24 protein-coding genes are annotated in these 24,824 nt (G+C 32.6%); all 24 read right to left on the reverse strand.

Going from position 1 to position 24,824, the window contains the following annotated elements; all coding sequences use genetic code 11:
- Nucleotides 1-49: 49 nt before the first annotated feature.
- A complete protein-coding gene (atpG, locus tag LCI24_RS01025) occupies nt 50-910 on the reverse strand; it encodes an ATP synthase F1 subunit gamma (protein WP_274638753.1) in 861 nt (286 codons plus the stop codon).
- A gap of 64 nt (nt 911-974) precedes the next feature.
- Nucleotides 975-2,555, reverse strand: coding sequence for a F0F1 ATP synthase subunit alpha (atpA, locus tag LCI24_RS01030; protein ID WP_274638754.1), 1,581 nt, complete (start codon nt 2,553-2,555; stop codon nt 975-977).
- A 21-nt stretch (nt 2,556-2,576) separates the two neighbouring features.
- Complete coding sequence (gene atpH / locus LCI24_RS01035; RefSeq protein WP_274638755.1) at nt 2,577-3,134, reverse strand: ATP synthase F1 subunit delta; 558 nt, start codon at nt 3,132-3,134, stop codon at nt 2,577-2,579.
- 7 nt (nt 3,135-3,141) lie between these two features.
- Nucleotides 3,142-3,642 (reverse strand): F0F1 ATP synthase subunit B, encoded by a 501-nt coding sequence (locus tag LCI24_RS01040; protein ID WP_099215025.1) that lies wholly within the window; start codon nt 3,640-3,642, stop codon nt 3,142-3,144.
- A 108-nt stretch (nt 3,643-3,750) separates the two neighbouring features.
- Nucleotides 3,751-3,939 (reverse strand): hypothetical protein, encoded by a 189-nt coding sequence (locus LCI24_RS01045; protein ID WP_125066429.1) that lies wholly within the window; start codon nt 3,937-3,939, stop codon nt 3,751-3,753.
- 42 nt (nt 3,940-3,981) lie between these two features.
- Complete coding sequence (gene atpB / locus LCI24_RS01050) at nt 3,982-5,100, reverse strand: F0F1 ATP synthase subunit A (protein ID WP_274638756.1); 1,119 nt, start codon at nt 5,098-5,100, stop codon at nt 3,982-3,984.
- A gap of 124 nt (nt 5,101-5,224) precedes the next feature.
- Entirely contained in the window at nt 5,225-5,605 is a 381-nt protein-coding gene (locus LCI24_RS01055) for a DUF6168 family protein (RefSeq protein ID WP_274638757.1), read from the reverse strand.
- Nucleotides 5,598-5,828 carry an AtpZ/AtpI family protein gene (locus tag LCI24_RS01060; RefSeq protein ID WP_099215021.1) on the reverse strand — a complete coding sequence of 77 codons (231 nt, stop codon included), beginning with the start codon at nt 5,826-5,828 and terminating at the stop codon, nt 5,598-5,600. Before LCI24_RS01060 ends, LCI24_RS01055 begins: the two co-directional genes overlap by 8 nt.
- Entirely contained in the window at nt 5,797-6,204 is a 408-nt protein-coding gene (locus tag LCI24_RS01065) for a bactofilin family protein (protein WP_099215020.1), read from the reverse strand. The genes LCI24_RS01060 and LCI24_RS01065 overlap by 32 nt, the downstream gene beginning before the upstream one ends.
- A gap of 21 nt (nt 6,205-6,225) precedes the next feature.
- Nucleotides 6,226-8,457: a type IX secretion system periplasmic lipoprotein PorW/SprE gene (gene porW / locus LCI24_RS01070; protein WP_274638758.1), complete on the reverse strand. Its 2,232-nt coding sequence runs from the start codon at nt 8,455-8,457 to the stop codon at nt 6,226-6,228.
- 94 nt (nt 8,458-8,551) lie between these two features.
- Entirely contained in the window at nt 8,552-9,247 is a 696-nt protein-coding gene (locus tag LCI24_RS01075) for an ABC transporter ATP-binding protein (RefSeq protein ID WP_274638759.1), read from the reverse strand.
- A gap of 21 nt (nt 9,248-9,268) precedes the next feature.
- Entirely contained in the window at nt 9,269-10,741 is a 1,473-nt protein-coding gene (locus LCI24_RS01080; protein WP_274638760.1) for a DUF5687 family protein, read from the reverse strand.
- 117 nt (nt 10,742-10,858) lie between these two features.
- Nucleotides 10,859-11,359, reverse strand: coding sequence for a DUF1761 domain-containing protein (locus tag LCI24_RS01085; protein ID WP_273694097.1), 501 nt, complete (start codon nt 11,357-11,359; stop codon nt 10,859-10,861).
- 97 nt (nt 11,360-11,456) lie between these two features.
- Nucleotides 11,457-12,449, reverse strand: a complete 993-nt coding sequence (locus tag LCI24_RS01090; protein ID WP_274638761.1) for a DUF4837 family protein — start codon at nt 12,447-12,449, stop codon at nt 11,457-11,459.
- 26 nt (nt 12,450-12,475) lie between these two features.
- Nucleotides 12,476-13,984 (reverse strand): lytic transglycosylase domain-containing protein, encoded by a 1,509-nt coding sequence (locus LCI24_RS01095; protein WP_274638762.1) that lies wholly within the window; start codon nt 13,982-13,984, stop codon nt 12,476-12,478.
- 7 nt (nt 13,985-13,991) lie between these two features.
- Nucleotides 13,992-14,753 carry an exodeoxyribonuclease III gene (locus LCI24_RS01100; protein WP_274638763.1) on the reverse strand — a complete coding sequence of 254 codons (762 nt, stop codon included), beginning with the start codon at nt 14,751-14,753 and terminating at the stop codon, nt 13,992-13,994.
- A 66-nt stretch (nt 14,754-14,819) separates the two neighbouring features.
- A complete protein-coding gene (locus LCI24_RS01105) occupies nt 14,820-15,473 on the reverse strand; it encodes a 3-oxoacid CoA-transferase subunit B (protein WP_125066419.1) in 654 nt (217 codons plus the stop codon).
- 2 nt (nt 15,474-15,475) lie between these two features.
- Complete coding sequence (locus LCI24_RS01110; RefSeq protein ID WP_274638764.1) at nt 15,476-16,177, reverse strand: CoA transferase subunit A; 702 nt, start codon at nt 16,175-16,177, stop codon at nt 15,476-15,478.
- A gap of 55 nt (nt 16,178-16,232) precedes the next feature.
- Nucleotides 16,233-18,512, reverse strand: coding sequence for a penicillin-binding protein 1A (locus LCI24_RS01115; protein ID WP_274638765.1), 2,280 nt, complete (start codon nt 18,510-18,512; stop codon nt 16,233-16,235).
- The gene (locus LCI24_RS01120; RefSeq protein ID WP_274638766.1) at nt 18,512-18,997 is read right to left on the reverse strand and encodes a gliding motility lipoprotein GldH; all 486 of its coding nucleotides are present in this window, start codon (nt 18,995-18,997) and stop codon (nt 18,512-18,514) included. The genes LCI24_RS01115 and LCI24_RS01120 overlap by 1 nt, the downstream gene beginning before the upstream one ends.
- Nucleotides 18,987-20,423, reverse strand: coding sequence for a PSP1 domain-containing protein (locus LCI24_RS01125; protein ID WP_274638767.1), 1,437 nt, complete (start codon nt 20,421-20,423; stop codon nt 18,987-18,989). Before LCI24_RS01125 ends, LCI24_RS01120 begins: the two co-directional genes overlap by 11 nt.
- Before the next feature lie 229 nt (nt 20,424-20,652).
- Nucleotides 20,653-22,344 (reverse strand): glutamine--tRNA ligase/YqeY domain fusion protein, encoded by a 1,692-nt coding sequence (locus LCI24_RS01130; RefSeq protein ID WP_274638768.1) that lies wholly within the window; start codon nt 22,342-22,344, stop codon nt 20,653-20,655.
- Between the two features lie 212 nt (nt 22,345-22,556).
- Nucleotides 22,557-24,407: a M1 family metallopeptidase gene (locus tag LCI24_RS01135; protein WP_274638769.1), complete on the reverse strand. Its 1,851-nt coding sequence runs from the start codon at nt 24,405-24,407 to the stop codon at nt 22,557-22,559.
- A 1-nt stretch (nt 24,408) separates the two neighbouring features.
- Nucleotides 24,409-24,813: a hypothetical protein gene (locus tag LCI24_RS01140; RefSeq protein WP_274638770.1), complete on the reverse strand. Its 405-nt coding sequence runs from the start codon at nt 24,811-24,813 to the stop codon at nt 24,409-24,411.
- Between the last annotated feature and the right edge of the window lie 11 nt (nt 24,814-24,824).

The following is a 24,824-nucleotide window of genomic DNA, read 5'->3' on the forward strand; positions in this document are numbered from 1 at the left end:
CGCTTTTTTTATGGTAACTCTCAGAATATTTCTGAGAAATTCTCTTTTCTTAGTTATTTAAAGCTTCTGCTCCACCAACGATTTCTAAGATCTCGTTTGTAATTGCAGCTTGACGTGCTTTGTTATAAGTTAATAACAACTCATCACGTAATTCCGTAGCATTATCAGTTGCTTTATGCATTGCAGTCATACGAGCACCGTGTTCGGCAGCAAATGAATCACGAATAGCTTTGTATAATTGCGTCTTTAATGACTTAGGAATTAACTCTAAAATGATTTCTTCTTTAGAAGGCTCAAAAATGTAATCTAAATTAGCTTTTGATTCTCCTTCTACAGGTTGAATTGGTAAGAATTGCTCTACCTGTGGTATTTGAGTCGCTGCGTTTTTAAATCTGTTGTATATGATTTCTATCTTGTCATAAGAACCATCTACGAATAAATTCATTAACTGTTCAGCTATTTCAGCAACATTATCAAAAGTTAAGTCATCAAAAATATTACTTCTATTCTCGATAACTGTATAGTCTTTTGATAAAATATCGTTTCCTTTTTTACCAATAGTCAATAAATCAACAGCATCATCATTGTATTTCTCGTTGATAGTTTTAACCGTTTCTTTAATAATAGATGAGTTAAAACCTCCACATAAACCTCTATTTGAAGTTACAGTAACTAACAATACTTTGTTTACTTCTCTTTCTGTTGAATATACTCCACCTGCATCGCTATCTAATGTAGCACTTAAGCTTTGTAATAATTCGGTAAGCTTAGATGAATACGGACGCATTGCTGTAATTGCATCTTGAGCTTTTTTCAACTTTGCAGCCGATACCATTTTCATGGCAGAGGTAATCTGCATTGTTGATTTAATCGAAGTAATTCTGTTACGTATTTCTTTTAAGTTTGCCATTTAATTGAACTTAAAATTTATAAAACCCCCGCATTGTTATGCGGGGATGCCTTTTTTGTTTTTATTAAGCTGAAAATTTAGCTGAAACTTCTTTAGCAGCGTCTCTTAAAGTATCAATTACTTCATCAGTTAACTTTCCTGCTTTTAAAGTATCTAAAGTATCTCTATGCTTAGCATTTAAGTACTCTAAATAATCTTTTTCGAATTCTTTCACCTTGTTTACAGGTACATCTTTTAACAAGTTCTTAGAACCTGCGTAGATAATAGCTACCTGATCTTCTACAGTATAAGGATCGTTTTGAGCTTGCTTTAAGATCTCTACGTTACGCTTACCCTTTTCAATTACATTTAAAGTTGCAGCATCTAAATCAGAACCAAACTTAGCGAATGCTTCTAATTCACGGTACTGAGCTTGATCTAACTTTAAAGTACCAGATACTTTTTTCATTGATTTGATCTGAGCAGATCCTCCTACACGTGATACTGAGATACCTACGTTAATCGCTGGACGAACCCCTGAGTTGAATAAATCAGACTCTAAGAATATCTGACCATCAGTAATCGAAATTACGTTTGTTGGAATATATGCTGAAACGTCTCCTGCTTGAGTTTCAATAATTGGTAAAGCTGTTAAAGATCCTCCACCTTTTACTTTAGACTTTAATGATTCTGGTAAATCATTCATCTCTTTTGCGATAGAATCATCAGCAATTACCTTAGCAGCACGCTCTAATAATCTTGAGTGTAAGTAGAATACATCCCCTGGGTAAGCCTCACGTCCTGGTGGTCTTCTTAATAATAAAGACACCTCACGGTAAGCTACTGCTTGCTTAGATAAATCATCATAAACAATTAAAGCTGGTCTACCAGTATCACGGAAATATTCTCCAATTGCAGCTCCTGCGAATGGTGCATATACTTGCATTGGTGCAGGATCAGATGCATTTGCAGCAACGATAGTTGTATAAGCTAACGCTCCTTTTTCTTCTAACATATTAGCAATAGCTGCTACTGTTGAAGCTTTTTGACCGATAGCTACGTAGATACAGTACACTGGTTGTCCTGCATCATAAAATTCTTTCTGATTTAAGATAGTATCAATAGCAACAGTTGATTTACCTGTTTGACGGTCTCCAATGATTAACTCACGTTGACCACGTCCTACTGGAATCATTGCATCAATAGATTTGATACCTGTTTGCATTGGCTCAGTTACAGGCTCACGGAAGATAACCCCTGGTGCTTTACGCTCTAAAGGCATTTCAAAAGTTTCACCTTGAATTGGTCCTTTACCATCTATTGGTTGTCCTAAAGTGTTAACAACACGTCCTACGATTCCTTCTCCAGCTTTTAAAGAAGCAATTCTTTCTGTACGTTTCACAGTAGATCCTTCTCTTACTGAAGTAGAAGCTCCTAATAATACAACACCTGCATTATCTTCTTCTAAGTTTAATACGATACCTTCTAATCCGTTATCGAATTCTACTAATTCTCCGTATTGTACGTTAGATAATCCATAAACACGTGCAATACCATCACCTACTTGTAATACTGTCCCTACTTCGTTTAATGAAGCCTTAGACTCAAAATTTGTTAATTGTTCCTTTAAAATTGCTGATACTTCAGCTGGTTTAATTGCTGCCATCTTATTTCTTTTGATGTATAATTAAATTTTTGGAATGTAATGACCGTTGTCAAACTCTCTCCTTAACTCATTAAATTGGCTAGAGATACTTGCATCGTATTGCACATCTCCAACTCGTAAGATAAATCCTCCTAATATATCAGGATTTACTATATTCTCAATACTAGCATTGTTTCCTGTAAGGGCTACAATTTTAGCTTGTATTTTATCTTCTAACTCTTTTGTTAAAGCTACTGCTGTAGTAACTCTAGCAACTTTCATGTTCTTGTAGTGATCATATATAACAGCATATTGCTTAGCAATAGGCTCTAACATCACCATACGCTTATTTTCCTCTAATAAGTTAAATAACCCTTTTACAATGTTATCTACTTTATCACCAAAAAGTGCATTTAAAACTTTACTCTTATCTGCAGCTTTGATTACAGGACTTTTAAGCATAACATCTAAATCAGCGCTCTCAGCAATTGTATCTACGATTAACTTCATGTTATCGTTTACTAAAGTTTCATTACCTGAATCTTTAGCTAATTTTAAAATTGCTTTTGCGTAACGTAATGCTGCTCTTGCTTCTTTCATCTACTGATTAGTTTAAAGTAACCTCTTCTAACATTCCTTCAACAAGCTTTAATTGATCGTCTTGTGAAGCTAATTCTTTTCTTACAACCTTTTGAGCTATTTCGATAGATAAGTCTCCTACTTTCTTCTTTAACTCAGCGATTGCTGCTTGTTGCTCTTGCTTAATAGTAGCTTTAGCATTCTCTACCATAGTAGATGTTTGCTCTTCAGCTTCTTGCTTTGCATCAGCAATGATTTTATCTTTAATCTCACGAGCTTCTTTCATCATCGCATCTCTCTCAGCTCTTGCTTCTTTTAATAAACGCTCGTTATCAGCTTGTAAATTTTGCATTTCTTTACGAGCATTTTCTGCTTGATCTAATGCATTTTGAATACCTTCTTCACGTTCTGTTAAAGCAGCCATAATTGGTTTCCATGCAAACTTGAACAATAAAACTAGTAAGATTACTAATATTAATGCTTGCATAGCAAATAGCCCTGGAGAAAAATCATTTATTAACTGATCCATTGTATCTGAAATTTAATCTTTTTACTGTTTTGTTTTTTGTTTAATTTGAAAACATTTCCTGCAACCAATCGTTACAGGAAAATGTTTTACTTCTGTTTTGTTTCGGAATTATTTTCCTAAGATTAAAGCACCAAATGCTAATCCTTCTAATAATGCTCCGATAATGATCATCGCTGTTTGGATTTTACCAGCTGCTTCTGGTTGACGAGCGATAGCTTCCATTGCGCTACCACCAATTTTACCTAATCCTAATCCTCCTCCGATAACGATTAATCCTGCTCCAATTAAATTGTACATACTAATTGATTTATATATAATTAAACAAATTCTTATTCTAAATTAATGATGTTCGTGCTCTTCAACCGCCATACCAATAAATAATGACGATAACATTGTAAAAATAAATGCTTGTAAGAACGCTACTAAAATTTCAATTACTGTAATAAATAATGCTAACAATAATGAAATACTTGTTGAACCTACAGATCCGAACTGATTTTTTAATGTAATCATTAATGCTATTAAGCTCATTACTACAAAGTGACCCGCAGTAATGTTTGCAAATAAACGCACTAATAATGAGAAAGGTTTAATTAAAATAAAACCAATCAACTCGATTACTGCTAATATTGGTCTTAGAATTACTGGAACACCTGGCATCCATAATGTGTGAGCCCAGAAATCTTTACTACCATTTGTTAAATAAATTACTAACGTAAACAATGCTAAACACACTGTTACTGCAATTTGCCCTGTAACGTTAAATCCTAACGGAGTTAATCCTAACAAGTTTAATATCCAAATAAAGAAGAATACCGTTAATAAGTAAGGCATAAACTTCATATACTTTTTCTCACCTATGTTTGGTCGTGCTATTTCATCTCTTACGTAAAGTACTAAAGGCTCTAACACACGTCCAACTCCCGTTGGGATTGCTCCTTTCTTATAGCTTTTAGCTAAAGACCCAAAACCTAACAACATTAACAAACCTGCGAACAACATACCAAACACACTCTTAGTTATAGAAAAATCTAATACTCTGTGTGCATTAGTAGCATGATGAGCTTCATCAAAAGAAACAGCTGTTTCTCCTTCGTTTAACTCGTATATTTTACTGTGAATTTTAGTAAGTTTTACTCCACCTTTTTCTAAAACAACGTGACCGTCATCATTGTGGTGAAATTCTGAAGACATAAATGTTTTTAATCCTTGACTTGTCCAAACGATTACTGGCAAAGGAAAACCAACATGCTTACGCTCTCCTGCATCATTTGTATACGAAAACAATGTGAAATCATGTGAATCAGCTAAGTGATGTTTAATATATCCATCAATTTGCTCTCGTGTATTAATTTGACCTCCGTTTGAAGTATCACCTCCTCCAGCGAATGCTGTAAATGAACTAAATACTATTGCTAGTACCGTTAAAAAATAGATAGGTTTTTTTGCTATCATCATACCTTACTAAATATAGAATTATGGTCTCTAAATTTCCGTGCAAAGGTACACAATAAATTAAAACTACAAACGGTTTTTTTATTTAGTTTTCCTAAGCCTTCCAAAGACATCAAAAAACAGCAAACTATCTATTATTCAACAACTTTGAAACACCAATAGCTTCTACTAACAAAAAAATAAGAATAGGAAGTAGTATTGAAACTTTTTCAGGTTTAGTTAAACCTGTTTCAGAAAAAATGGAATCTTGATATAATAAAATAAACACTCCAAACTTCACCAACATTAAACCAAGGTATAAATAACCTGTTTCATTAGGTAAATAGCTTATTACTATTTCAACTGCAATATAAATTACTAACGAAGCTACTAAATTAAATGTATACACTGATAGTAACGAAAAAGATAAACTTACAGCGTTTTTCTCTATGAAGTAATTATTAATAAAGAATCCTAAAGTAGCTAATACAACTACAACTACAGTAAAAATTAAAATTCGTTTAATCATCGTTTTTTGTTAGATTGGTTACTTGTATAATTACCGAAAGCATGGCTCCGAAAACCGCTACAAGTGTACAAATTTTTACGTAAAGTTGATTGTCGTTTGGGTATTTTTGGTCTAACCATTCACCTAGTAAACTTCCTAGGTAAATAGTTAGTCCCATTTGAAGTGCGATTCCTGTGAATCGTATGTATTTATTAAGCGGATTTTTCTTTGAGTCCTTGCTCATTCTTATTTAATTCTTTTACCGCTCCTTTCATGGCACAAGTAGCGTTGAATTCTGCTCCTGGTTCTACAGATAGCTTTCCTATAACTACATCTCCTGTAATATTTGCTGAAGATTTTACTGTTAATGTATTTGATACAAATAACTCTCCTGAAAACTCTCCTTCCACATCAGCGTTAGTACACTCTACTTTTCCTTTAATTAAACCAGTACTACCAATAATTACTCTACCATTAGTTTCTATAGTTCCTTCTAAGGTTCCGTCGATTCTAAAATCTCCTTCAGAAATGATTTCTCCAGTAATTTTAGTGTTTTTTCCTATAATGTTTCTCTCTGCAACTTTATTTTCTCCTGTTTTTTTACTCTCTTTACCAAACATATTCGGGGAATTTAAGGGTGTTTATGTTTTATTTAATTGTTCTATGATTTCTTTTGCTTTCTTACCTTCTTGCGTAGTTGCATAACTAATTGCAACAAACTCTAATGCTTTTTTATAGGTATCTTTATCTTGATATTTACCTATAGCCAAGGCTTTTAGGAGCGCAAATTTAGGGATTAAATTTGAATTTTTTAGGGTCGTTGAAAAATTATCTACCTCATTAACAACCTCTTCAAACTTATTTTCTTTATATAAATAATATATTTCTTTATATTTATTTAAAACCTCATCTTCTTTTTTCTCTTCCACAAGTTTTTTCTCAGGATTTAAAATTATTTGAGCAAAACTTGTTTCTGGATACTTTTGCAAGATAACATTCTTGTATTCATTTGCCTTAGCTACCTCTCCTTGGTTTTTATATATCTGATACAAATGATAACTTATTGGCAATTCTAATTTATCATCTGTACTTACTTCTTTTAAACGCTCTAGATTCTTAATAGCTAGTGTTTCATTTGTGAACTGCTCCTTATAAATTAAACCTAGTTGATATAGTGCGTCGTTGCGTTCTTTTACTAGCTCACTAATTACATTTTCATCTGTAGGTATAGCATCAAGATATGTTGAAAGTTCATATCTCTTATTTACTTTGTTTGCATCAGTGTCATTTGACACATTATCTGCAACACTGATAGATTTATCTGATAATCGCCAGTTATCTTCCAAAGGACGTGTTCCCCATATTTTTTGAAACTCCGCTCTTCCGAACCCTAAGGCTTGTGTGTTATAAAAATACCACTTCCCTTTATTCGCGGTATTATTTATAGATGTTCCTCCACCAAAACCACTTCCAAAGTTTTGAGCATTGAGTATTTGTTGTCTTTTTTCTTCATCCTCTTTTTTTATTTTTTCAATATATGCTTCAAAAAAAGAAGTTCTTTCATCTGGTGTCATTGCCACCAAACCAAGAATACTGTCGTTATTTTTAACAGTTTCCTCGTACTTTCTTAGAGTTGTGAGTCCTTTATTTTTTCTTCGAATTCTACGGATTCTTTTTTCTTGATCAAACTCTTTAGAAACCACTTGCATTACACTATCGTAATACGAGCCTGCTAACAAATAATTCTCTTTTTCAAAAGCCATGTTTGCCAAGCGTTCATACGCATATGTTTTTTGATAATTGTTATTATGCTTTGCTTGTAAAGACTTTTTATAATATTCTGCTGCAGCTTCAGGGTTATTTCTTCCTTCTTGAATTACTCCTGCCTGATAGTATAATTCGTTTAAAAACTTACGGTTATCTGAATTTTTAATCAGTTTTCTTAACCTCGCCAACATTAATATTGATGTTGAATCATTTGGTGTATTTTTAGCTAGTTCTATATTTGCTCGAATACGGAACTTGTCTGGTGCTCTTTTAAATTCTGATAATTTTCGAAACACCATTCTTGCTGAATCTTTTCTATCTAATTCGCTGTAAACCTGACCTAACACAAACATATTTCGAGCTGATTGTTCTCTGTTATAATGTGTTCTAGTAGCTAACTTTAGATAATCTACCATTTTTTGGATGGTATCTGTTTGTTCATAAGCCATAGCCATAGCTGTGTAAGCTTGCTCTTTTACCGATTTGTTTATTTTTTCTTTCTCATCTAAAACATCTAACAATAGCATTAATGTTTCTATGGCTCTTTTTTCATTCCCTAAACGAATATTGGTTTTCGCTCTCCAAATTTTTGTTTCATAGTTTAAATCAGCCTTTGGATAGTTAACTATTACATAGTTAAAAGCTTCTAATGCCGGAATAAAACGTTGTGTGTAGTATCTTGATTTTCCTAATAATAAATAAGCATCATCTATTTGGCTATTTCTTTCATAACCATTAATGTTCATTGAATGAGTTTGAACTGCTTTTATAGCCTTTTCTTCTGCTTTTTCAAAGGGCGTTAGATTCTTATTTTCTTCTTCTTCATCTGCTTTAAAACCTGTACCTGGGGTAAGTACTTTTGTAGTTAATTTACTTTCATTAAAAGTTATAGGCTCTATTTGCAAGCGTTTCCAGAAATTGTCTTCGTGCTTTTCTTGAATTTCTTCAAGTCCTTTTAAATACGCTTGCTCCCCGTTAAAAAGCACATTGTATTTGGTGGTAACAGCATGGTAATTTCTATTTAAAAAAGCATCCTTTTTAACACTACACGAATACACGATAGCTGCTAAAACACTGAATACTATTATCTTTACCCCTTTTTTCATATACTATTACTTTTACAGTACAACAACGTAATAATTGTGTTTTTTGTACGTAAAGAGGTAAAAATAATAATTATAAGATGATTTTCACCTTGTTTTATGCAGAAAAATAGCTTTCTAATTCTTGTAGGGTTTCTTGCGATGTATTTATGTCCTTTACAACATTTCCTTTATCTAAAACTACAATACGTTCGCAAACCTCAGTTACATGACTTAAATCGTGACTAGAAACTAATACGGTTACATCATTATTTTCTGTTAGCCTTTTAATTATTTTTTTTAATCGAATTTGTGTTGTAGGGTCTAAATTAGCGAAAGGTTCGTCTAAAATTATCACTTGCGGATTCCCCATCATTGCAGCAACAATACCTACCTTTTTCTGGTTTCCTTTACTTAAACTTCGTAAATACTTTTTCTTTCCTAAAATTTCATCATTAAAAAACTCATCAAATTGAGCTAAGAAAGCTTTTACATCAGCTTTATTCATTCCACGTAAGTCTCCAACAAAATCAAAATATTCTTCAGGTGTTAAGTACCCTATTAAAAAAGTTTCATCTATAAACGACCCTGTAAACGTCTTCCAATTTTCACTTTTATTTACAGTAACTTCATTATTTATAATTTCTCCTGTAGTTGGTCTAATTAAATCTAACAGCAGATTAAATAGCGTCGTTTTTCCTGCTCCATTATTTCCTACTAACCCAAAAGATTGTCCGCTAGGAATTTTTAATTCTTCTAGATTTAAGACTTGTGTAGTTCCGTATGTTTTTGAAATATTATTTATAAATATCATTTTGTTTAGTTTTTTAGTTGGTTATGATTTTTGGCTGAATGCATGTATTACTGCGTACTTACTTTTAATGTATCTTTTTTCTATAAAATTCATAAAGTAATTTTTGAACGCTAATGCTAGTACTCCTGCAATAGCAATTGCTAAAACTCCAGCATTAAAGCTAACAAACTTGTTGAAAATCCAGAATAGGAACATAGGAATTCCCATTATTGGAATTATTATTAAAAATTGTGTTGCACTGGTTCCTTGATAGTTTGAAAACCCACTTTTATTTAGGTCTATACGTTTTCGGTTAAAAGAACCTGCAAATAACAAAAAGAGTGAATTAAACCCTATATTAAATATTGCCCCAGCGGTTATCATTAAAAAAATATCTAATCCGTAGAAATAAATATAAGGAATACTTAAAAGATATAACACTCCTGATACTACAACCATTAAATACCACTTACTTTCTAAAAACTTTCTATAACGAATGTTTTGACTCATAAGCATTTTATAATACTCACTATCCCATGCTGGGATGAACTGACCATAGTTTAATGTAAAACCTCCTGTTACAAAAATTGCTGCAAATACTAAGAAAGCTGGCATTTTTTCTCGATAAGTTTCTTCTCCAAAGAAAATAGCTCCATAAAAAAGAAATAAAAACGACATAAAAAACACTGTTTTAGTTCGTTTATTCCTCCAGATTTGACGGATATCATTTTTTATAAATGGTGCTACATCTCCTAGTCTATCAACAAAAGATAAATTTGACTCTTTAGCTACTTCTTCTTTACTTTTTATAGCATCATCTAAATATGCTTTTTCTCTTAATAATTTAAAGTTTACATAATATAAACCTATCAATAGAACCACTCCTATTAAAGATAATGCAGGAAAATTATATACTGATTGAAAAACAGGTGCAAATACATCGTTTACATTAAATAGCTGGTATTTATTTGCAAAAAACAATATCGCTAGTACAGCAATCATTGCTCCTAGTGCATAATTATTTTTGTTGATTAGAAAATTTACATAGTTAGCACTTAACACCAGCATTAACATTAAAAACAACCATCCTAAAACTCCCATAATATCATAACCTTCACCTATTAGTACTATTGAAAAAGGCACGTAAAAAAACAGTGGCATTATATTGAAAAATGACAATGCTGATTTTCCCAACACAAAATGAACTAACTTTTCTTTTTTTACTGGTAAGTTTAGAAACGGCTTAATGTTTAGTACTGGTAATTTTTGCATTAAATAGCGAAAAATTAAATCTCCCAGTAGTAAAAAAACAAGAAGACCATTAACAAGAAATAGTGGATCTGTATTTGGATATTCTTTTTTTATGAAAAAATACCCTCCTATTCCTATCATTAAAAATGAAACTAGCATATACAATGCAAAAAAGCCCATGATAATTTTTAGTGCAATACTTTTTCCGAAATAAGAGGAGCGAAAAAACTGCTTCCACTCTAACTTTAAAAAATGTGCAATCATTTGGTTTTGTATTTGGTTGATTATCTTATTTGTCTTTTTCTACAGTTTTTTGTTACATAAAAAAAGCACCAATTTAAAAATTGATGCTTTTAAATTTATCTTTTTTAAATAAATCAGTTATGCCCATTGACAAATTACTCCTCCCATTAAGGCTAATGTAATAATCCAATAACCAGCATTAATAGCTACATACTTAACACTTTTTCTTTCAAATAATGCTTGTGTAGCTAAAATAGGTAAACCAATTAGTAAACCTATCATAGTTCCATGTAACGCCCCATGTTTAAATGTTCTAAATCGGTCTCCAAAGTTGGCTATAAACTCCTGAAAGTAGGCATATGCTCCCCCTGTTTGTTCTACAAAACCCGGTTCTCCCATTAAGGTTGATTGCACTCCCCATTGATGGATTACTAATGTTTGTAAGATAAAAGCTAACAAAAAACTAAACACATAAGCTAAACCAAAAATGAGCCCCATATTTGAGCCTTTCATAGATTCATCGGTAAAACCTACCTCTTTCATCCAAGCGTTTTTAAACAACATAGGTCCGTACCAAATAAAACCCATTACCATAGGTACTAAGGCAGCAATTGCTGTAATTAAAAAATTAAATTTCATAAGATTATAAAGTTTTGGTTGTCAATCAAATATAACAAAAAAAGCACCAAACTTACGTTTAATGCTTTTACTTGTTTCTTATGAAGTAATATTCTTCTTATTTAATTTTTAACGATTTTGCTATCGCTTCTAACTCAAAGATAAAATCTCTTTTATTTACTGATGGTGCGTAAGTAAATCCTTCAAACACAATAACACGTTTGTTTTCCTTATCAATTACTGTATAATTGATAAATGGTCCTGCCATGAAATCATTTTTCACTTCCCATTTACCTCTTGTTTCAAAGGCCTTTTTTCCATCAATCTCTGCATCAAAAGTAAATGGTGTATACGCTTGTTCGGTAATCATGTGCATCCCTTCTTTACTTCCTGGAATATATTTTTTACCGATTGTATCTCTCATTCTTGTAATATTATCGGCCACTTTACTTTCATCTTCTAATGGATAACTATATACTAAAATATTGTTCGTTCCATCTCCTCTAGCAATTCCACTTTTTAAGTGTTGGCGTAACCATAAAAAGTCTCCTGTATCTTCAACTAGTTTAAATCTTTCAGGAATGGTTAATGTAATCCCTAAATTTTTAATTGTTTGAAACTTACTTTCATCCAGTTTTTCTTTTTTAAAGATTCTTTGAGTAAACCTTACATCTTCATCTTTAAATAACTTAATTATTTCTTTTCCTCTATTTCGAATTAAATCTACCAAATCCCCTTTGCTTTTGGCTGTTGCGTAAACTAATATTTGAGGTTCAGCATACTTGTTTTTTTCTACTTCAATTTTTTCTTTCTCTCCTTCTCTAAGAATTAAAACGGCTTTTGCATGCCTCATAAATCCATTAAACCCAACAGGGTCTATTTGACCTACAGAAAGTAGTGTTTCTGGTTGTGGTAAACCTACTTGGTGTTCTCCAAAAACAGAACGGATTTCGTCACCAATTTTACCTTCCCAATCATTTCCTTTAATCACTACCAATATTTTATTGGTGTTTCCATTTGATGTTGGTAAAACATAGTCGCTTTTTCCTCCATTATTTTTACACGAAACTGTTATAAAAATTAGGGCAAATAATGCTATTAGTTTATTCATAGTTTGTGGTGTTTAGTAGTTGTTTTTTAACTTTTAAAAATTTTAAGTTTCATTCCTGGTTTCAAACTTTTAACACTCCAAATATTGTTCCATTTTTTAATTTCTTCAACAGAAACTGATGGATACTTTTTTGAAATGGTCCATAATGAATCTCCTTCTTTAACAACATACACCTCATGCTTGCCTGTTGGTGTTTTATATTTTTTCTTTGAAACCTTTTTTGGAACAGCCATTCTTTTAGGATAAACACTTAATCTTTGACCTATTTTTAAGTGATGTGTTCGTAAACCATTCCAACGTTTAATATCACTTACTCGCACCCCGAATTTATTAGCTATTTTACCTAAATAATCTCCACTTCGAACCCTGTAACGAATGCGTTTATCCATTTCAAAGTACTTTGGTAATGGTTTCTCTCTTTTAGCATCATCTTCATTTGCTAAGGCATAAATTTCTTTTTCCTTTTCTAAGAAGTCCATTAAGTTTCTTCGAGGTAATCGAACTGCATAATTTTTTTCTTTTACATACGGAATAATGTCTAGTTTGTACGACGGATTCAAAAAAGCTAATAAATCAGAATCAATTCCTGTTTTTTCTGAAATCTGATCAAAACTAATAGTTCTTTTTACACGAACCGTATCTGTTTCAAAGTTGAAAATTTTTGGTGCTTCAGGGTAAATGTGATGTTTTTCTGCGTATTCAAAAATATACATCGTTGCGTAAAATGCTGGTACATAACCTGCTGTTTCACGAGGTAAAAATGGACGAATATTCCAATAGTTCTTATACCCTCCTGAACGCTTTATCGCTTTTGATACATTTCCAGGTCCAGAGTTATATGCAGCTAAGGCTAAATCCCAATCTCCAAAAATTTTATATAATTGACTTAAGTATTGACAGGCTGCTTTTGTTGATTTTACAGGATCCTGACGTTCATCTACATATGAATTCACTTTCAAATCAAACTGAACTCCTGTTCCATACATAAACTGCCATAAGCCAGTAGCTCCTACCCAAGATCGTGCGTCTGGTCTTAACGCTGACTCTACAATAGCCAAATATTTCATTTCTAACGGAATATCATATTGATCTAGGTATTGCTCAAACATTGGGAAATAATATTGAGCACGAGCCATTAAGGCTGGATAGTATTTTTTACGATACTTTAAATAACTGTTAATTACTTTTTCTAACGCAGGATTATATTCTAAATGAAATGGTGTTTTTACATTTAAATCTTGTAGCCTTTTCTTTAATAAGTCGGTCGTAAGAATTGTGGTTGTATTACCTAAAATGTCTTTATCATTAATTACGTATTGAATACTGTCAAACAACGATGAGTTAAACTTTTCTTCAATTAATAAGCTATCAATCATCTTTAAATCTTCCGTAGAAAATAACTCTTGGTTTTGTGTTGGGTTTATAGAATCATTTACTACAACATTAACACTGTCTTTAGCTACGAATAAGCTATCAACAGGTTGTTGCGCAAAAATAGAAGTTGTAAAAAGGAGTAGTGTTAGTAATTTCTTCATGTTGGTTTTATAAATCTAATTCAACAGCAATTGGGCAATGATCTGAATGTTTTGCTTCTGGTAAAATATACGCTCTTGAAATTTTATCTTTTAATGTTTCGGTTACCATGTTGTAATCAATACGCCAACCTTTGTTATTTGCTCTTGCATTTGCTCGGTAGCTCCACCAAGAATATTCTTGCTTTTCTGGATGTAAGTGACGGAAACTATCAATAAATCCACTATTAATAAATTTTCCTAACCACTCTCGTTCTTCTGGTAAAAAACCAGATACACCTTTCATTTTTGGGTTGTGGATATCTATTTCTTCATGACAAATGTTATAATCTCCACAAATAACTAAGTTAGGAATTTCTTTTCTTAACTCTGTAGCGTAGTCTAGAATTTCATCCATGTAGTTGAATTTATAGTCTAATCGAGCACTATTAGTTCCTGAAGGCAAATACATACTCATTACTGAAACCTCATCGAAATCTACACGAAGATTTCTTCCTTCAAAATCCATTGATTCAATTCCTGTTCCGTACTCTACATGTTTTGGTTCTTCTTTACAGAAAATTGCAACTGATGAATACCCTTTTTTTTCTGCTGAAAACCAAAAATGATGTGGATAGCCTGCGTTTTCAAACTCTGTTACATCTAATTGTTCTTTATGTGCTTTGGTTTCTTGAATACATATTACATCAGGATTTGCTGCTTGTAACCAATCGATAAATCCTTTTTTTAATGCTGCTCTAATTCCGTTTACGTTGTATGAGATTATTTTCATCTACTTTTTAAAATACAAAAACGTAAAGCATAGTGCTTTACGTCTTTTTTTAATCCTATAATTTTGTTAAATATCCATTTCTGGAATGTCTCCTTCGACTACTAAAGTTCCTTCTGTAGCTGCTTGAATTTCTTCTACAGATACTCCTGGAGCTCTTTCTAATAAGTGAAATTTATTGTCTTTAATTTCTAATACCGCTAGGTTTGTTACAATTTTTGTTACACAACCTACACCTGTTAATGGTAATGAACATTTTTTAAGTAGCTTTGATTCTCCCCTTTTGTTGGTATGCATCATTGCTACAATAATGTTATCGGCAGATGCTACTAAATCCATCGCTCCTCCCATACCTTTTACCATTTTTCCTGGTATTTTCCAGTTTGCTATATCTCCATTTTCAGCTACTTCCATAGCTCCTAAAATAGTTAAGTGAACATGTTTTCCACGAATCATTGAAAAGCTAGTAGCAGAATCAAAAAAACTAGCTCCTGGCATAGTTGTTATAGTTTGTTTTCCTGCATTGATAATATCAGCATCTTCTTCTCCTTCAAAAGGAAAAGGTCCCATACCTAACACTCCATTTTCTGATTGAAATTCTACTTCAATATCATCACGAACAAAGTTGGCTACTAATGTTGGTATTCCAATACCAAGATTTACATAATATCCGTTTTTTACTTCTTTTGCGATTCTCTTCGCTATTCCGTTTTTATCTAACATAACTAGCTTCTTTGTCTTACAGTTCTTTGTTCAATTCTCTTCTCATACTTTTCTCCTTGGAAAATGCGTTGTACAAAAATTCCTGGAATATGAATTTGATTTGGATCTAGTTCTCCTACTGGGACTAACTCCTCAACTTCAGCAACTGTTATTGTAGCTGCTCCACACATATTTGGGTTAAAGTTTCTTGAAGTTCCTTTAAAAATTAAGTTTCCAGCAGCATCTCCTTTCCATGCTTTTACAAAAGCAAAGTCTGCTTTAAATGCTGGTTCTAACACATACATTTTTCCGTCAAACTCGCGAGTTTCTTTTCCTTCAGCTACCTCTGTTCCATAACCTGCTGGCGTATAAAATGCTGGAAAACCTGCTTGTGCTGCTCTACATTTTTCTGCTAAAGTTCCTTGTGGTGTTAACTCTACCTCTAATTCTCCAGATAACATTTGACGTTCAAATTCATCATTTTCTCCTACATAAGAAGAAATCATTTTCTTTATTTGACGATTTTGTAATAACAACCCTAAGCCAAAATCATCAACTCCTGCGTTATTAGAAATACAAGTAACTTCTTTTACTCCTATTTTTACTAACTCAGCAATAGCATTTTCAGGTATTCCACATAAACCGAATCCTCCTAACATAAAGGTCATTCCATCTTGTACACCTTGCAATGCTTCTTGTACGTTATTTACTTTTTTATTTATCATTATAGTTGTTGTTTTTAAGCTTTGCTTACTAAGTGATTAAACATCTTATAATATACTAAAAATCTGTATCGTCTGGCGCTCTTTCTTCTTCCTCTCCTTCTTTTGGTTCTTCTACTTTTGAACAGTCTAAATTTATACTTATATCTTTAGGTTTTTCAAAACTTTCTTGACTAATATCTAATGTTTTATCTTCATAACACTTTCTCATAAAAATAGCCCATGTTGGTAATGACATAGTCGCACCTTGTCCATATCTTAGTCCTGCAAAGTGTGTAGCCCTGTCTTCTCCTCCTGTCCAAACACCCGTTGCTAAATTAGGAACAATGCCCATAAACCAACCGTCAGATTGATTTTGTGTTGTACCTGTTTTACCTGCAATAGGGTTAGTAAATTTATAAGGAAAACCTGTTACTGCATCTCCTCCTGATGTCCAAGTTGATCGTAAACGTGCTCCTGAACCTAATCTTGTCACCCCTTGCATTAAATCTAAAATTACATAAGCAGATTCTTCACTTAATACCTCTTTAGTTTCTGGTACAAACTCTTCTAAAACAGTTCCATTTTTATCTTCTATTCGTGTAATCATTAGCGGACTTACACGTAACCCTTTATTGGCAAAGGTTGAATATGCACTTACCATTTCTAATAAAGATAAGTCAATTGCTCCTAATGCAATAGACGGATTTGCCTCTAATTTAGATGTTATTCCTGAAGATTCTGCAAGTCTAACTACATTTATAGGTGAGACTTTATCAATTAATTGTGCTGTAATTACATTTATTGATTTTGCTAAAGCTTCTTTTAACGTTAATTCACCTCCATATTTTCCTCCTGCATTTTTAGGTGTCCAATCCTCTGGCATTCCGTATTTTTCTTTAGGAATAGTGTAAGGAGTATTTGGCAATTTATCACAAGGTGACATTTTTAACTGGTTAATTGCCGTAGCGTATACGAAAGGCTTAAATGTAGAACCTACTTGACGCTTTTGTTGTTCTACTGCATCATATTTAAAATACCTATGGTTTATTCCTCCAACCCAAGCTTTAATATGACCTGTTTGAGGTTCAATAGATACCAAACCTGAACGTAAGAAATATTTATAATGACGTATTGAGTCATAAGGGGTCATTACCGTATCACGTTCACCTTTCCATGTAAAAATACGCATATCGGTAGCTGTATTAAAGACCTTATCTATCTCTTTTTCAGATTTCCCTGCTGCTTTCATTCGCTTATAACGATCTGAATTTTGTTTTGCTCTTCTTATAATTTTCTCTATTTCCTTTTTGTTTATATCATAGAAAGGAGCATTTTTATTTCTTTTTTGTTCCTTATCAAAATATGTTTGAAGGTTTGCTATGTGCTCATATACTGCTTCTTCAGCATACTTTTGCATACGAGAATCTATTGTTGTATAAATTTTTAATCCATCTCTATAAATATTATACTCTTCTCCGTTTGGCTTTGGATGTTCTTTTACCCACTCTTTTAAAATACTTCTCAAATGCTCTCTAAAGTATGTTGCTAAACCATCACTATGCCCTTCTCTATTTATATTAAGTCCTAAACCTAGTTTTTGTAATGAGTCCTTTTGTTGCTGAGTAATAAACTCATTTCTGGTCATTTGTTTTAAAACAACATTTCTTCGTTGTTTTACCATCTCTTTCCTTCTTAACGGGTTAAAAAGAGAAGAGTTTTTAAGCATTCCTACTAGCATTGCAGATTCTTCTACATCTAATTCTTTTGGTTCTTTTCCAAAATAAATTCTAGCTGCCGAACGTACTCCTACCGCTTGATTTAAGAAATCGTATTTATTTAAATACATGGTTATGATTTCTTCTTTGGTATATTGACGTTCTAGCTTTACAGCTACTACCCATTCTTTTACTTTTTGAAGTACTCTTTTAAAAATGTTTCGAGATGCTTTTTTCGTAAACAGCATTTTTGCTAGCTGTTGGGTTATTGTACTCGCACCTCCACTTCCTGGTTTTAAAATAGCTCTTGCTGTTCCTCTAAAGTCTATTCCTGAGTGTTCATAAAAGCGCTCATCTTCTGTTGCAACTAACGCTTTTACCATACTTTCTGGAATATCTTTATATTTTATTGGTGTTCTATTTTCAACAGCGTATTTTCCTAAAGTTTTACCGTCTGATGAAATAATTTCTGTAGCTAAATTATTTTCTGGGTTTTCTAACTCTTCAAAAGTTGGCAATACCCCAAACACTCCCCAAGAAGCTAGTAAAAATAGCAGGCTAATAAATAAAAAACCTCCTAAAATGATTCCCCAAAACCATTTAATGTACTTGCTAAAATTTGTTGTTTTTTTCTCTGTCATTACTTTATTTTTTCAATTCTAAACCCTACATGAGTTATTCCTTCTAGTTCTTCAATCCCTTCTATTTCTCCATTTTTTCGCATAGCTTGTCGAACTTTAAAGGTATATTCTCCTTTGCGGGGAAACGTTATGTTTTCTTTATAAAAAAGTTTGTTTTCTTTAATATCAGTAAAACCCTGCCCTAAAAACTTTCCTGTAACATCAGCCATATCATATTCCAGAGTATCTATGATTATTTGTCCATCAGGAAAATCCATTTGTGTAATTAAAAAAAGATTACTGTACGCATAATCCTTATTATTTCTAAGGTTTATAAAAAGGTTTTTCTTACCAATGGAATCGTTAATTGGAAATGTAAATTGTATTGTGTTTTTTTTATTCCATGCACTTTTTGGAAGTGTAACATAGTTATCAAATTCACTATTTGAGTCACATGAAGCTAATAGCATAGCTACTAAAAAAAAGATGCCAATTTTACTTTTCATTATTGGTGTTATTTTTATTATCGCTATTGTTTTTTTTACGTTGATTGTTATTTTTTTTTCTAGGGGGTCTTGGTTTCTTTTGTTGCCCTTGTGCTTTATCAGTTGTTTTATTTTCTGGTTTAGGCTTTCTAGTCTTTGGGTTGTTTTTAGGTCTTGGTTTCCTATTATCAACTCTCTTTTTTTCCGTTTTTTGCCCTCCTTCAGTTTTGGTTGGTTTTCCTTGTGGCTTTTTCCTTTGTCTTTTATTTGCAGGAGGTTGTTTATTTTCTTCCTTTTTACCTGTTGGCTTTCTTTTTCTGCGTCTAGTATTTTTACGTCCTTTTTTAGGCGTATCAAAACGCGTTAAACTATCTTGGCCAACAACATTTTCAAAGTCAACTGAAACTTCTTCGGTTATCTCTAATTCATATTCTTCTAACGGTAACGCAAGTTCATTATTTTTGTTTAATTCTATAATTTCTTGAACTTGGTCTAACGATAGTTTATACCACTTAAAGCTTTCTTCTTTGTAGGTATACCAAAGTAACTTTTTGAAGATGTCCATTTTAACGAAAACAGCATCTCCTTTTTCTGTTTTTAGTACTTTATCTTGTTTAGGGAAGCTTTGTAGTGCATCTAAATACGTATCTAATTCGTAGTTTAAACAACACTTTAGCTTACCACATTGTCCTGCTAATTTTAGTGGGTTTAGTGATAACTGTTGATAACGAGCTGCTGCGGTATTTACCTTTCTAAAATCAGTTAACCAAGTAGAACAACATAGTTCTCTACCACAAGAACCTATTCCTCCTAAACGAGCAGCTTCTTGACGCATTCCTACTTGACGCATTTCTACACGAATAGAGAAAGCACTTGCTAGATCGCGAATTAACTGACGAAAGTCTACACGTTCATCTGCTGTATAGTAAAAAGTAGCTTTAGTTCCGTCTCCTTGATATTCAACATCAGAAAGTTTCATTTTCAACCCTAAACGGCTAATAATTTCTCTTCCCTTTCGTTGTGTTTCTAGCTCTCTTCCTCTGGCTTCTTGCCAAACATCAATGTCTTTTTGAGAGGCTTTTCTGTAAACTTTCTTTACTTCATCACTATCTGCAGTAATTTTTCTTTTTTTCATTTGAACTCTTACAAGCTCTCCTGCTAAAGAAACAATACCAACATCGTGCCCTGAAGATCCTTCAACCGCAACCACATCTCCCATTGAAAGAGTTAAGTTTTCAGGATTTTTATAAAAGTGTTTTCGTCCATTTTTAAAACGGACTTCAAAAATATTAAATGGTGCTTCACCTGAAGGTAAAGTCATATTTGATAACCAATCAAAAACAGCGAGTTTATTTCCACTTCCACATGTGCCTGTTGCACAATTTCCGTTACTCTTACAGCCATTTGGCACACCGCTTTTGTTAGTTGAGCAACTGCTACAACTCATACGATAGTATATTTTTTTGAAATATTTTTTAAACCTGTGATATTTACAGTATCAAAAAACATTTTTATTATTTGATTTTCAGCTGCATAAAATTTACTTTATAACAACTATACTTAATCTGTAAAGATACATATTCTAATGAAAAGTGAAAATTGATTTTTTTGTTAAAAAAAATGCTGCTTTTAAGTTAAAAAGCAGCATTTTTTATTTGTTTTTATGTCTTTAGGTACTATTTGTTCTTTTTTGCCCAGTTATCTCGTAACCCAACAATTTTATTGAATACTAAACTTTCAGATGTCGAATCGTCATCTACATTAAAGTATCCTAAACGTTGAAACTGAAAACGGTCTCCAATTTGTGCTGTTTGTAAGCTTGGTTCAACATAAGCTGTAATTTTTTCTAAAGAACTAGGGTTTAAGAATTCCATGAAGTCTTTGTCTTTATGACTGTCTGGTGCCTCATCTGAAAACAGTCTGTCATACGCTCTTACCTCAGCTTTTACAGCATGTTTTACCGACACCCAATGCAATGTCCCTTTTACCTTACGTTTACTTTCTTCTGTACCGCTTCCTGATTTTGTTAATGGATCGTACGTACAGTGAATTACAGTAATGTTTCCGTTTTCGTCTTTTTCTACACTATTAGCTGTGATAAAATAAGCATTCTTTAAACGAACTTCTTTTCCTAATTTTAAACGGAAGAATTTTTTGTTTGCTTCTTCTCTAAAGTCTTCACGCTCTATATAAATTTCTCTTGAAAATGGAACTTCTCTTGTTCCTGAGTTTTCATCTTCTGGGTTGTTTTCAGCAATTAAAATCTCTTCTTGATCTTCAGGGTAATTATCAATTACCACTTTTACTGGATCTAAAACCGCCATTACACGATTTGCTGTTTTATTTAAATCTTCACGGATTTTAAACTCTAACAACGCCACATCAATCACATTTTCACGTTTAGAAACCCCTACTGTTTCCACAAAACTACGGATAGAAGCAGGTGTATAACCACGACGACGTAACCCTGAAATAGTAGGCATACGTGGATCATCCCATCCTGAAACAATTCCTTCTTCGACCAATTTCATCAACTTACGCTTACTCATTACCGTATAGCTTAAGTTTAAACGTGAGAACTCTCGTTGTTTTGGTGGTAATGGGTATTCTGATTGGCTGTACTCATACACATTATCTCTAAACCAATTGTAAAGTTCACGATGAGGCTTAAACTCTAATGAACATAATGAGTGCGATATTTGTTCTATATAATCACTTTCTCCATGAGTCCAGTCGTACATTGGATAAATTACCCAATCGCTTCCTGTACGGTGGTGTTCTTTCTTTAAAATACGGTACATGATAGGATCACGCATTAACATATTTGGTGAAGCCATATCTATTTTAGCACGTAACACATGAGATCCTTCTTCAAACTCACCATTTTTCATACGTGTAAATAAATCTAAGTTTTCTTCAACACTTTTGTCTCTATTCGGACCTGCGACTCCTGGTTGCGTTGGCGTTCCTTTTTGCTCAGCCATAGCTTCGGAAGATTGATTATCTACATATGCTTTTCCGTCTTTAATCAATTGGACTGCCCAATCATATAGTTGTTGGAAATAATCAGAAGAATAACATTCTTTTTCCCATTGATATCCTAACCAAGCTACATCACGTTTAATAGCATCTACATATTCTTGCTCTTCTTTTGCTGGGTTTGTATCATCAAAACGAAGATTTACTGGAGCATTGTATTTTTCTCCTAAACCAAAACTAATACCTATAGCTTTTGTATGTCCTATATGTAAATATCCGTTTGGTTCTGGTGGAAAACGAAAACGCAAATTTTCTTTTGGCATTCCATTTGCCAAATCTTCTTCAACAATTTGCTCTAAAAAATTCAATGATTTCTTTTCTTCTGACATCTTTATAAATTATGTACGTGTTCTATTTATAACCTTATGTAATTCTCTTTTAAAACATAATTAATTAAGAGCTACTTAAAAGGTTTAAGCAACAAAATTACATAGAATCTATGAGATAATTACACAAAGAAAATTATGGATTAGATTTTTTATAATAAAAAACGGAAAACCTATATAGATTTTCCGTTTTAAGTATTTATTATCACTAAGTTTTACTTACTGTACGAATTGTTTGCTTGATTTACATCTGCCATTAATTTAGATGGATCAATTTCAACTGATTTTACATCTTTTTTGACTGTAAAAGTATAGGTTGGATGTGCAAAAGTCCAATCGGTAATAACTGTTGCATCAGTTGGTTTTTCTCCACGCATCATACGTAACGGGATATTGAATGATTCTTTTGAACCATCTGTATACGTAACCTCAACATCAATTGGCATTGGCATTTGACCAATACGCTCTAATGTGATTTCTTTTCCGTTTACTGCTTTAATTCCGTAATCAATAGTATGTGTTGTTTGCGTCCATTCATTTAAATACCAATCTAACTGAAGTCCTGAAACTTTTTCAGCAGTACGTTTGATATCATTTGGGGTTGGATGTTTAAAAGAAAAATCTTCAAAATACTTCTTCAACGTTTTTGCTACATTTTCTTTTCCAATAACATATTCCAACTGAGATAAGAAAATGTTTCCTTTAGAATAACTTGCAACTCCATACGCTGTATTTGTATTATACCTATCAGCATGCGTTGTTAAAGGTTCTTCAATATTATTGCCTACTACGTAATTATACCCTCGATAAGAACCTGCATGCGGATTTTCTTTTCCTTCTCCTAAGATTTCATTTTCTGCTTTGTTTGAAATATAGGTTGTAAACCCTTCATCCATCCAAGGATGTTTACTTTCATTGGTCGCTAACAAGAACTGGAACCAAGTATGTGCTAATTCGTGTGCTGTTACACCAAATAAGCTTCCCCATTTACGTTGTCCTGTAATTAATGTACACATTGCATACTCCATACCTCCATCTCCTCCTTGAATAACTGAGTATTGCTTATATGGATACTGACCTATATGCTTACTGAAGTAGTTCATTAACTCAGCTGTTTTAGGTTGTAGTTTTTTCCAGTTCTCTAAATAATCCGCATCTAATGTTTTCTTGTATAGGAAATGTAAGTCGATTCCGTTATCCATTTTATACGTATCGTGAATAAACTCTGGATCAGCTCCCCAAGTAAAATCATGCACATTTGGTGCTGTAAACTTCCAAGTTAATTTATCTCCTGAAGGTACATTTAATGGTTTCGTTTTGTCTTCATAACCATGACCTACTTCTTGCGGATTCTGCACATATCCAGTTCCCCCAACTACATAGTTTTTATCAATATGAAGTGTTACATCAAAATTACCCCAAACTCCGTGAAATTCTCTTCCTAAGTATGGTGGTGTATGCCAACCTTCAAAATCGTATTCTGCCATTTTAGGATACCATTGTGTCATTGACAAAGCAACTCCTTCTGCACTATTACGCCCAGAACGACGGATTTGTTTTGGTACTTGTGCATCAAAAATCATATCAAACGTTACACTTTCTCCTGGTTGAATTGATTTATTTAACGTTACTTCTAAAATCGTTCCAACAGTCTCGTGTTTTACTATCGACCCATCTTGTTTTAATGAATTAACTTTAATGTACCCTATTTCTGATGGTGATAGCTTACTAATACGATCTCCTACTCTTCTGTCTGGATCTTTAATGTTTCTTGAACGAACATCCATTTGAGAGTTTGGTTGAAATGCATTGAAATATAAGTGATAAAATACTTTATTTAATACATCAGGTGAGTTGTTTGTGTACACTAATTTTTGTGTTCCTTTGTATTGATATGTTTTAACATTCATATCAATATCCATAGTATAATCAACATGTTGTTGCCAATACCCTCTGTTAGACTGTTTGTGTACTTTTGGTTTTGTTATGGTTTTGTTAGTTGTACTATTTACTGTAGCACAAGAAATAACCGGTAACAATAAAAGGCTTAAGATTATTTTCTTCATATTAAACTAGTTTAATTCCCATTGAGATTAGTGTTTTCTTAAAATCACTTAATTCTTTTTCATTTTTTAACACTGGAAAACTACGTCTTTTTCCGTTACGTAATTTTAGAAAAATTCGTTCTTTCCCATAAACTTTTCTTGTTTCTATTCCTTCAATTTCATTAAGATGATATTTAGATTTCCATGATCTTTTTACCATGTAATAAAATATTACTACTACTGAAACTACTGCAAGTAAAAACATAAAAACAAAAAGAGTTTCATTGTTTTTGTAACTCATTAAATACAACTGAACTCCCATATTAATTCCATTAATTAACATCAAAGAGATTATTAACCATGAATGCATTGGTACTTCATCTTTAATTGTTAATTCCTGTGTTTTTTTGTTAAATTCTAGCTGCATGATACTTGTTA

The sequence above is a fragment of the Tenacibaculum larymnensis genome (assembly GCF_028829235.1).
GTDB classification, from domain to species: Bacteria; Bacteroidota; Bacteroidia; order Flavobacteriales; family Flavobacteriaceae; genus Polaribacter; species Polaribacter larymnensis.